This is a genomic window from Mycobacterium sp. 1165178.9 (genome assembly GCF_001673555.1).
Lineage (GTDB): Bacteria > Actinomycetota > Actinomycetes > Mycobacteriales > Mycobacteriaceae > Mycobacterium.
Genome location: NZ_LZMB01000092.1, coordinates 1 through 10598 on the forward strand (window position 1 = coordinate 1; position 10598 = coordinate 10598).

The following is a 10598-nucleotide window of genomic DNA, read 5'->3' on the forward strand; positions in this document are numbered from 1 at the left end:
CGGCGGGGGGCCGGCGAATGCTCAGGGAAGACCCGCCAGCATCGGACGTCTAAGCTTTCCCCGTGCCGCTCTACGCCGCTTATGGGTCGAACATGGATCCCGAGCAGATGCAGAAACGCGCGCCACACTCGCCGATGGCCGGAACCGGCTGGCTGCACGGATGGCGATTGACCTTCGGTGGCGAGGACATCGGCTGGGAGGGCGCGCTGGCCAGCGTCGTCGAGGACCCGGATTCGAAGGTGTTCGTCGTCCTCTACGACATGACACCGGCGGACGAGAAAAACCTGGACCGCTGGGAGGGCTCGGAATTCGGCGTCCACAAAAAGATCCGGTGCCGCGTGGAGCGCATCTCGTCGGACACCGACACCGACCCGGTCCTGGCGTGGTTGTACGTTTTAGACGCCTGGGAGGGCGGGATGCCATCGGCCCGGTACTTGGGGGTGATGGCCGACGCCGCCGAAATCGCAGGGGCACCAAGCGATTACGTGCACGGCCTACGGACCCGCCCGGCCCGTAACATCGGCCCGGGCACCAGCGCCTGATCCGGAAGGAAGATCGGCTGTCAGTTTTATCCCTACCGCTGGTCGCCGACGCGATCGCACGCACATTCGCCGCCGCGGTCAACCCCACCCCCAAGGCCGCCGTGCGATTCCCCGAAATTGCGGGCCGAACCACTGAGGTCACCATCGGAACCCGCCACGGCCCGGTATCCGCAACCATCTATCACCCGCCGGCGGCGACGAACCCGCCCGTCTACGTCAACGTGCACGGCGGCGGGTTCGTGGTCGGCCACCGCGAGCAGGACGATCCGTGGTGCCGATACCTCGCCGCCAACGCCGGCGTACTGGTGATCAACACCGACTATGTCCTGGCGCCGCGACACCGCTTTCCCACCGCGGTGCACCAGATTTATGACGTCGTGCGCTGGGCGGGCGACTCCGACCGCGATTGGGACGGCACCCGCCTGTGCGTCGGCGGCCAGAGCGCGGGCGGCAACCTCTCCGCCGCGGCCGCGCGGCTCGCACTGGAGAACGGCGGCCCCGATATCGCGCTGCAGGTGCTGCACTACGCGCCGCTGGACCTGGTCACGCCCAGCCGCGACAAGGCATCGACGCTCGGCCGCCGGGCGATCATGAAGCCGTGGATGAGCGAGGTCTTCGACACCGCCTACATCCCCGAACCGGCCCAGCGCCGCGACCGCCTGGCCTCGCCCGCCTGGGGCGACAACGCCGACGACATCGACGGGATCGCGCCCGCGCTGATCGTGACGGCCGAGCACGATCGGCTGCGCGACGAAGCCCGCAGGTACGCAAGCAAACTCGATGCCGTCGCGGCGCTGGCGGAGTACCACGAGGTGGCCGGCGTCGACCACGGCTACAACATCATGAGCGAGGCCGGCGACATCACGCGCCGCACATACGCCCGCATCGCCGAACATGTCGTCGGCGCCACCGGCGCCTAGGACCGGTCGAACGCGGCCGACTGCTCGACGATGTTCGTCATCACGCGCACGCCGATCGGCAGCGCACGCTCGTCGAGATCGAACGTCGGCTGGTGCAGATCCAGCTGAGGTCCTACCCCCGGCCAGACCCCCAACCGGGCCATCGCACCTGGAACCTCCTCCAGGTACCAGGAGAAGTCCTCGCCGCCACCGGACTGACGGGTGTCGGCAAGCGCGTCGGGGCCGATCTGTTCGATCGCGTGGGTGAGGATGCGCGTCGAGACGTCCTCGTTGACCACCGGCGGTACGCCACGCCGGTATTGCAGCGTGTGCTCGATTGCCAGCGGGGCCAGCAGCCCAGCCACCGTCTCGCGGATGACCTCCTCCATGCCCACCCAGGTCTGCCGGCTCGCGGTGCGCACGGTGCCCGCCAGCACACCGGTCTGCGGGATGGCGTTGGCAGCCACGCCGGCGTTGACGGCGCCCCAGACCAGCACGGTGCCGTTGCGCGGGTCAACGCGCCGCGACAACACCCCGGGCAGCCCGGTGATCAGTGTGCCCAGCCCGTACACCAGGTCGGCGGTCAGATGCGGGCGCGACGTGTGCCCGCCGGGCGAATACAGCGTGATCTCTATCTGGTCGGCCGCCGAGGTGATGGGACCGTGCCGGACCGCGACCTTGCCGACCTCCAACCGGGGGTCGCAGTGCAGGGCGAAAATCCGCGACACCCCGATGACGGCGCCGGCCGCGATGGCGTCGATCGCCCCGCCGGGCATCAGCTCCTCAGCGGCCTGAAAGATCAGCCGCACCCCGACCGGCAGCTCGGGCACCGACGCCAGCACCAGGGCGGTGCCCAGCAGGATCGCGGTGTGCGCGTCATGACCGCAGGCATGCGCCACGCCCGCAAGAGTTGAGGCGTACGGAACGCCGGTGAGCTCGGCCATCGGCAGGGCGTCCATGTCGGCGCGCAGCGCGATCCTGGGCTCGTGTTCGGGGCCGATGTCGCAGACGAGTCCGGTTCCGCCCGGCAGCACCTTCGGGTTGAGCCCGGCTTCGGCCAGCCGCTCGCCGACAAACTGGGTGGTGGCGTGCTCCTGACGGCCCAACTCCGGGTAGCGGTGAATGTGGCGGCGCCATTCGACCAGGTCTTGGCGATGGGTGGCCAGCCACGAATCGGCGGCGTCGACCAGGCTCATGAATGCCCCCCGCCACGCCTGCGTTGCTGCGCGTCCATCACCCGGTCGCGCTGGGCGGGCGTCTGGGCCAGCTGAACCACCGTGCGCGCCAACATGATCGCGCCCTCGACGACGGCGCGGTCGGCGCTGGGCCCCGCGGCGGCGTCGGCGCAGGCGCGCTGGTGAACCATGGCGCCCCCGGCGTCGACCCCGACCACGGGGTGGATCCCCGGCAGCACGTGCGTGACGTTGCCCATGTCGGTGCTGCCCATGGGCAGCCCCGCCTCGTACTCGCGGGCCACCGGCTCGCGGCCGAGCCGGCACATCTCGTCACGGAAGGTGTCGGCCAGCCATTGGTCGGGCTTCAGTTCGTCATACGGGGGTGCGGGAACGTCGATCTCGTATTCGCAGCCGGTGCCCAGGGCGCCCGACGCGAAGCAGGCGTACATCCTGCCCTCCAGCTCGCGCAGCGAATCCGCTTCGACCGCTCTCATCGCGTACTGAAGCGCCGCGTGCCCGGGGATGACGTTGACCGCCTGTCCGCCGTTGGTGACGATGCCGTGCACCAGCTGCCCGGGCGCCAGTTGCTGACGCAGCAGCCCGATGGCCACCTGGGCGACCGTGACGGCGTCGACCGCGTTGATGCCCAGATGTGGCGCGACGGCCGCGTGGGATTCCTTACCGCGGTAGTTCACGGTCGCCTCGGACAAGGCCAGCGAGCGGGCCCCGGCGATGTCGGCCGGGCCGGGGTGCAGCATGACGGCCGCGGCGATGTCGTCGAAGACGCCGGCCTTGAGCAGCAACACCTTGCCGCCGCCGGCCTCCTCGGCCGGCGTCCCCAGCAGCGACACCCGCAGGCCCAGGTCGTCCGCCACCTCGGCCAGCGCCAGGGCGGTGCCCACCGCCGACGCCGCGATGATGTTGTGGCCGCAGGCGTGGCCGATCTCCGGCAGCGCGTCGTATTCGGCGCAGATCCCGACGGTCAGTGGCCCGCTGCCGAAGTCGGCGCGAAAGGCGGTGTCGAGCCCGCCCGCGGCCGCGGTGATCTCGAAGCCGCGCTCGGCGACCAGTGCCTGCGCCTTGGCGCAGCTGCGATGCTCGGCGAAGGCCAGCTCGGGCTCGGCATGGATGTCATGGGACAACTCGACAAGGTCGGCACCACGCCGCCGCACGACATCTTCAACGCTGTCTAACGGGGTTACGCGCACTCTCGCAGTATGTCACCGCGGCCCGACGCCGCCCGGGGCTACACCAGCCCGGCGATGAATCCCGCCGCCTGGCCGGGGTAGGGCGGTACGGAGTAGTCGTGGTGCGCGTCGCGGTCGCGACCGCCAACGACACAGACGGGATCACCTTCGCTGCACAGGTCGATGGCGCGGCCGGCGAAGGCACCCGTCGACGACAGCGGTGTGTTGAAGCGGTTGCCGGGGTTGCCGAACACCGCGACCGCCGCGATCTTGCTGGCCAGGCCGGGGTCCAGCGCGGGAGCCGATCCGAAGTTGCCGATGCGCTGTCCGACCGGCGGCACCCCCGCGAGCATCGAGACCGCGGCGGCGCCCTGGGAGAAACCACCCAGCACCAGCCGCGTGGACGGGCACTGGTCGACCATCTGCGCGATGTGATCGCGCGCGTCGTTGGCGCCGTCGGCGGTGGTCAGGAAGTTGTAGCTGGCCGGATAGTTCACCGCATACGAGTCGACGCTGCGCGAACGCAGCGCGGGCTGCAGCGCGCCGAACAGCGCGTCGCCCACCGCCCCCAGGCCGGGCGGCTCGGCGGTACCGCGGACGAAGATGAGTTGCACGTCCGGACAGTCCGCTTTGGCCGACGGTGCCGGACCGAATGTGATCGAAACCACCGACAGCACAACACCGGCGGCTATTCCCATGGCCGCGCCAACCACCGGCCACCTACGAAGATTCATACGGCAGATCCTGACATATCGCGGGGACACCGTCGCTCGGCCAGGTTCGATCGACCCGCTCCTCGCCCGCCGACGCCCAGGTTCGCTCGCCCCGCTCCTCACTCGCGCCGCTGTCGGCGCTCGCCGTCGCGCGGCTAGGTTCGCTCGCCCCGCTCCTCACTCGCGCCGCTGTCGGCGCTCGCCGTCGCGCGGCTAGGCTCCCCCACTGTGACCGAAACCCCGTCGGACCCAGGCGACCTCGCTCGCCGGGCGGCTGAGGTCATCGCCGAACGCACCGGCGTCGCCGAGCACGACGTCGCCATCGTGCTCGGATCGGGCTGGTCGCCGGCGGTCGCGGCGCTCGGCACACCCACCACCGTGCTGGCCCAGGCCGACCTGCCGGGTTTCTCCCCGCCCACCGCGGTCGGGCACACCGGCGAGCTGTTGTCGATGCGCATCGGTGCACACCGGGTGCTGGTGCTGGTCGGCCGCATCCACGCCTACGAGGGCCACGACCTGTGTCACGTCGTGCACTCGGTGCGGGCGGCCTGCGCGGCCGGCGTGCGGGCCGTCGTGCTCACCAACGCGGCGGGTGGCCTGCGCCCGGACATGGCCGTAGGCGAACCCGTGCTGATCAGCGACCACCTGAACCTGACCGCCCGGTCCCCGTTGGTCGGCCCGCAATTCGTGGACCTGACCAGCGCCTACTCGCCACGGCTGCGCGCGCTCGCCCGGCAGGCCGACCCCACGCTGACCGAAGGCGTCTACGCGGGGCTGCCCGGTCCGCATTACGAGACGCCCGCCGAGATCCGGATGCTCCGTACGCTGGGCGCCGACCTGGTCGGCATGTCGACGGTGCACGAGACCATCGCGGCCCGGGCGGCCGGCGCCGAGGTGCTGGGGGTGTCGCTGGTGACCAACCTGGCCGCGGGGATCAGCGGCGAACCGCTGAGCCACACCGAGGTGCTGGCCGCCGGCGCCGCCGCGGCAACCCGGATGGGCGCGCTGCTGGCCTTGATCCTTTCCCAGCTCCCCCGGTTCTAGGGCCATGACGCCCGAGGAGTGGATCGCCCACGATCCCGACCCGGCGACGGCGGCCGAGCTCGACGCGTGTGACGCGAGAGAACTCGCCGAGCGGTTCGCCCGACCCCTGAAGTTCGGCACGGCGGGCCTGCGCGGGCCGGTGCGCGGCGGACCGGACGCCATGAACGTCGCGGTGGTTTCACGGGCGACCTGGGCCGTCGCACAAGTGCTGATCGCGCGCGGCCTACCCGGGTCGCCGGTGATCGTGGGACGCGACGCCCGGCACGGCTCGGCGGCATTCGCCACGGTGACCGCCGAAGTGCTTGCCGCCCAGGGATTTTCCGTGGTGCTGCTGCCCGGCCCGGTGCCTACCCCGGTGGTGGCTTTCGCGGTGCGGCACACTGGCGCACCGGCCGGGATCCAGATCACCGCATCGCACAACCCGCCCGCCGATAACGGCTACAAGGTGTACCTCGACGGCGGCATCCAGATCGTCTCCCCCACCGACCGCGAGATCGAAGCCGCGATGGCCGCCGCCCCGCCGGCCGACCAGATCGGCAGGGCGCCCGTCGAACCCGCGCGGACCGACCTGGTCGAGCGCTACATCGAGCGGGCCGCCGGGTTGCGGCGCGGCACCGGGCCGGTGCGGGTGGCGCTGACCGCGCTGCACGGGGTGGGCGGTGCGGTGGCCGTCGAGACGTTGCACCGCGCGGGGTTTATCGAAGTACACTCCGTCGCAACGCAATTCGCAGCCGACCCGGACTTCCCCACCGTCGCCTTCCCCAATCCCGAGGAGCCCGGGGCCACCGACGCGTTGCTGGCGCTGGCCGCGGACACCGGCGCCGATGTGGCGATCGCGCTTGACCCCGACGCCGATCGCTGCGCCGTCGGCATCAAAGACGGGCCGCGCTGGCGGATGCTGTCCGGCGACGAAACCGGTTGGCTGCTGGGCGATTACCTCTTGTCGACGACTCACGCGGACAAGCCGGTGGTGGCCAGCACGGTGGTATCGTCGCGGATGTTGCCGGCCATCGCGGCGCGCTACGGCGCCGTCCACGTCGAAACCCTCACCGGCTTCAAATGGCTGGCCCGCGCCGACGCGAAAGTGCCCGGCGGCACGCTGATCTACGCCTACGAAGAAGCGATCGGTCACTGCGTCGATCCCGCGGCCGTGCGCGACAAGGACGGCATCAGCGCCGCGGTCCTGGTGTGCGACCTGGTGGCCACCGCGATGCGGCAGGGCCGTTCGGTCCGGGACCTGCTCGACGATCTGGCCCGGCGGTACGGGGTACACGACGTCGCCGCGGTGTCACGCCGGGTAGCCGACGCCACGGAGGCGGCCGGAATGATGCAGCGGTGGCGGGCGGACCCACCGAAAACACTGGCCGGTTACACCACGACCCTCATCGACATCACCGACGCGCTGATCTTCACCGCAGGCGACGATGACACATCGATCAGGCTGGTGGTGCGGCCTTCCGGGACCGAGCCGAAGTTGAAGTGCTACTTGGAGATTCGCTGTGCGGTTTACGACGACCTGGATTCTTCGCGGCGGCGCGCCGCCGCCCTGCGCGAGGCGCTGATCGCTGCTGTGCAGAGCTGGTGAACAGGTTGGGGCCGAATTGCCGGTCGCCGGCATCGCCGAGACCCGGCACGATATAGGCCGACTTGTTCAGCCCCTTGTCGACCGCGGCGCAGAACACTCGCGCGTCCGGCGCCGCTTTCTCCACCGCCGCAAGGCCTTCCGGAGCCGCCACCACACAGAGCACGGTGATACCGGTTGCCCCGCGGCGCTGTAGCAGTCCGATGGCGTACACCATCGACCCGCCGGTAGCCAGCATGGGATCGAGGATTATCACCGGCCTGTCCGCAAGCTTGTCCGGCAGCGCCTCCAGATAGGGCACCGGCACGTGGCTTTCCTCGTCGCGAGCGACACCGACGAATCCCGCCTCCGCCTGCGGTATCGCGGCATGCGCGGCGTCGAGCATGCCCAGCCCGGCCCGCAGCACCGGCACCAGCAGCGGCGGCTTGACCAAGCGGGTCCCGACGGCCGAAGACACCGGGGTGCGAATCTTCACCGACTTTCGCGGTGCGTCCCGGCTGGCTTCGTAGACGAGCATCAGCGTCAGCTCGCGCAGCGCGGCGCGAAAACCGGCGTTATCGGTGCGTTCGTCACGCAGCACCGTCAGCCGGGCGGCGGCCAGCGGGTGGTCGATGACGCGAATTTCCATGTGATAGAGGGTATATAACGATCGGGCTAAGCCCTTCTGACACGCTCGCGCCCGTCCCGGAAACCGCCTGCGCCCGTTCATATAATCCGGGCGTGTTGCGCGAAATTGAAGGTCCGGTCGGCGGTGCGTATCGGGCCCTGCGGCTGCTGGGCGCGTGCGCGCTGGTGGCACTGGCGGCCAGCCCGTTGACGCCTCGCATCGGCCTTGCGGCAGCCGCCATTCCGCAACCCGCGCACATTGTCATCGTGGTCGAGGAGAACCGCTCCGAGAACGGCATCATCGGAAACAAATCGGCGCCCTTCATCACCACGCTGGCCTCGGGCGGCGCCAACATGACCCAGTCGTTCGCCGAAACCCATCCCAGCGAACCGAATTACCTGGCGCTCTTCGCCGGCAATACGTTCGGGGTGACCAAGGACGTGTGCCCGGTCAACGGCGGCGCCGCGCCGAACCTCGGCTCCGAATTGCTCGCCGCGGGTTACACATTCGTCGGTTTCGCCGAGGGCCTGCCGGCGGTCGGCTCGCCGGTCTGCAGCGCGGGCAAGTACGCGCGCAAGCATGTGCCGTGGGCCAACTTCACCAACGTGCCTGCGGCCAACTCGCTGCCGTTCTCCGCGTTTCCGATGGGCAACTACTCCAGCCTGCCGACCGTCTCGTTCGTCATCCCCAACAACGACGACAACATGCACGACGGTTCGATCGCACAGGCCGATTCCTGGCTGAACCGCGAATTGTCCGGATATGCGAACTGGGCAGTGGCCAACAACAGCCTGCTGATCGTGACGTTCGACGAGGACGACAATTCCAACGTTGGTGGCAACCGCAACCAGATCCCCACGGTGTTCTACGGCGCCCACGTCCGGCCCGGCAGCTACAGCGAACAGATCAACCACTACAACGTGCTGTCCACGGTGGAGCAGATGTACGGATTGCCCAAGACGGGCTATGCCGCCGGCGCCGCGCCCATCACCGATATCTGGGGCTAGTTCTGATGGCCCGGTAACGCGTTCGCCGGTCGTCGCTATTCTGTGCCGCATGGTTGCTGACCTCGTGCCGATTCGCCTGAGCCTGTCCGATGGTGACCGCTACACCGTGTGGGCACCCCGCTGGCGCGACTCCGGCGACGAGTGGGAGGCGTTCCTGGGCAAGGACGAGGACCTGTTCGCGTTCTCCTCCGTCGCCGACCTGGTCGCGTTCGTGCGCGCGGACGACGACAACGACCTGACCGATCACCCGGCCTGGAAGGAGCTGCGGACGGCGCACGCGCACGCCTTCGAGCCCGCCGAGGACAAGCAGTTCGACCTGATCGCCGTCGAGGAACTGGTGGCCGAGAAGCCCACCGAGGAGTCGGTGTCCGCGCTGGCCGGCGCGCTGGCCATCGTGTCGTCCATCGGATCGGTGTGTGAGCTGGCGGCGGTGTCGAAGTTCTTCAATGGCAACCCCAGCCTGGGCACCGTTTCCGGCGGAATCGAGCACTTCACCGGCAAGGCGGGCGCCAAACGCTGGCATGCGATCGCCGAGGTGATCGGGCGCAGCTGGGACGACGTGCTCGCCGCGATCGACGACATCGTCACCACCCCCGAGGTCGACTCCACGCTGTCGGACAAGGCCGCCGACGAACTGGCCGAAGAGCGCGAATCTGAAGAGCCGGACGCAGACGCCGGCACCGACGACGCCGTCGACGCCGTCGAGGAAGCGACCGTCGAGGAGTCGGCGGAGGACGACGCCGGGGCCGAAGACCAGGCCACCGACGACGAGGCCGACCGGGCGACCGCCGACACCGTGGTGCTGGGCAGCGACAAGGACTTCTGGCTGCAGGTGGGCATCGATCCGATCCGGATCATGACGAGTTCGGGCACCTTCTACACGCTGCGCTGCTACCTGGACGACCAGCCGATCTTCCTGGGCCGCAACGGACGCATCAGCGTGTTCACGTCCGAGCGCGCGCTGGCCCGCTACCTGGCCGACGAGCACGACCACGACCTGGCGGACCTGAGCACCTACGACGACATCCGTACCGCCGCGACCGACGGCTCGCTGGCGGTCGAGATCACCGAGGACAACATCTACGTGCTCAGCGGACTGGCCGACGATCTGGCCGACGGACCGAACGCCGTGGATCGCGAGCAACTGGAACTCGCCGTCGAGGTGCTCCGCGACATCGGCGACTACTCCGAGGAGAGCACCGTCGACAAGGCACTCGAGACGAGCCGGCCGCTGGGCAAGTTGGTGGCCGCCGTCCTCGAGCCCGATTCGGTCACCAAGCCGTCGCCGCCGTACGCCGCGGCGGTGCGCGAGTGGGAGAAACTGGAGCAATTCGTCGACGGGCGGCTTCGCCGCGAGTAGTACCACCGTTTGACGGGCCGGGCTTCGACGGGAAGGTTGGGTGACGTGTCGCTTCCCGGTATCGGCCCGTTACCGCTCTACGGATTCCAGCGTCCCGCCCTGTTGTTGTTCGGGCTGGTGCCGCTGGCGCTGCTGGTCGTCTACGTCTGGGTCCAGGCGCGGCGGCGCCAACGGCTGCACCGCTACACCGATACCCCCGTGGCGCAGTCGCCGTGGCGGCACCTCCCGATCGCCGTGTCGCTGTTGTGCCTGGCGCTGTTGACCCTCGCGCTGGCCACGCCCACCCACGACATGCGCATCCCGCGCAACCGCGCCGTCATCATGCTGGTGATCGACATGTCGCAGTCCATGCGCGCGACGGACGTCGAACCCAACCGGCTCAAGGCCGCCGAGCAGGCCGCTACCCAGTTCGCCGACCAGCTGACCCCGGCGATCAACCTGGGACTGGTGGAGTTCGCGGCCAACGCCACGCTACTGGTGCC

General features: G+C 69.6%; 10 protein-coding genes and 1 pseudogene. 7 read left to right on the forward strand and 4 right to left on the reverse strand.

Annotated elements, in window-relative coordinates:
• Positions 1-62 precede the first annotated feature (62 nt).
• Both A5652_RS04645 and A5652_RS04650 read left to right on the forward strand, forming a co-directional pair.
• Positions 63-542, forward strand: coding sequence for a gamma-glutamylcyclotransferase (locus A5652_RS04645; protein WP_067347111.1), 480 nt, complete (start codon positions 63-65; stop codon positions 540-542).
• Between the two features lie 101 nt (positions 543-643).
• Positions 644-1462 carry an alpha/beta hydrolase gene (locus tag A5652_RS04650; RefSeq protein WP_067347113.1) on the forward strand — a complete coding sequence of 273 codons (819 nt, stop codon included), beginning with the start codon at positions 644-646 and terminating at the stop codon, positions 1460-1462.
• Here the strand turns inward: A5652_RS04650 and A5652_RS04655 are convergent.
• From A5652_RS04655 to A5652_RS04665, 3 genes are read right to left on the reverse strand one after another with little or no spacing between them, the layout of a single operon-like run.
• A complete protein-coding gene (locus tag A5652_RS04655; protein WP_067347115.1) occupies positions 1459-2637 on the reverse strand; it encodes an amidohydrolase in 1179 nt (392 codons plus the stop codon). The genes A5652_RS04650 and A5652_RS04655 overlap by 4 nt on opposite strands.
• Positions 2634-3824 (reverse strand): M20 family metallopeptidase, encoded by a 1191-nt coding sequence (locus A5652_RS04660; RefSeq protein WP_067347118.1) that lies wholly within the window; start codon positions 3822-3824, stop codon positions 2634-2636. The genes A5652_RS04655 and A5652_RS04660 overlap by 4 nt, the downstream gene beginning before the upstream one ends.
• Positions 3825-3862: 38 nt before the next feature.
• Complete coding sequence (locus tag A5652_RS04665) at positions 3863-4477, reverse strand: cutinase family protein (RefSeq protein WP_197513757.1); 615 nt, start codon at positions 4475-4477, stop codon at positions 3863-3865.
• A gap of 267 nt (positions 4478-4744) precedes the next feature.
• Here A5652_RS04665 and A5652_RS04670 point away from each other — a divergent pair, with 267 nt between their 5' ends.
• Positions 4745-5560, forward strand: coding sequence for a purine-nucleoside phosphorylase (locus A5652_RS04670; protein ID WP_067347122.1), 816 nt, complete (start codon positions 4745-4747; stop codon positions 5558-5560).
• A 4-nt stretch (positions 5561-5564) separates the two neighbouring features.
• Entirely contained in the window at positions 5565-7145 is a 1581-nt protein-coding gene (locus A5652_RS04675) for a phospho-sugar mutase (protein WP_067347124.1), read from the forward strand.
• Between the two features lie 7 nt (positions 7146-7152).
• Here the strand turns inward: A5652_RS04675 and upp are convergent.
• Positions 7153-7770 (reverse strand): annotated as a pseudogene (upp, locus tag A5652_RS26425) (uracil phosphoribosyltransferase); the annotation flags it as partial.
• 137 nt (positions 7771-7907) lie between these two features.
• Between upp and A5652_RS04685 the strand changes: the two are divergent.
• The 3 genes from A5652_RS04685 to A5652_RS04695 all read left to right on the forward strand — a co-directional run.
• Positions 7908-8756, forward strand: coding sequence for an alkaline phosphatase family protein (locus tag A5652_RS04685; protein ID WP_067347129.1), 849 nt, complete (start codon positions 7908-7910; stop codon positions 8754-8756).
• A 49-nt stretch (positions 8757-8805) separates the two neighbouring features.
• On the forward strand, positions 8806-10116 hold the full coding sequence (locus tag A5652_RS04690; RefSeq protein ID WP_067347127.1) for a primosomal protein: 1311 nt from the start codon (positions 8806-8808) through the stop codon (positions 10114-10116).
• Positions 10117-10161: 45 nt separating this feature from the next.
• Positions 10162-10598 (forward strand): VWA domain-containing protein (locus A5652_RS04695; protein ID WP_156745158.1); only part of this gene is annotated, 437 nt, incomplete at its 3' end.

What these genes read in the sequence shown, in the direction of transcription:
- A5652_RS04655 (WP_067347115.1), bottom strand. Translation starts at nt 2,637, where the DNA reads ATGAGCCTGGTCGACGCCGCCGATTCGTGGCTGGCCACCCATCGCCAA.
- A5652_RS04675 (WP_067347124.1), top strand. Translation starts at nt 5,565, where the DNA reads ATGACGCCCGAGGAGTGGATCGCCCACGATCCCGACCCGGCGACGGCG.
- A5652_RS04690 (WP_067347127.1), top strand. Translation starts at nt 8,806, where the DNA reads ATGGTTGCTGACCTCGTGCCGATTCGCCTGAGCCTGTCCGATGGTGAC.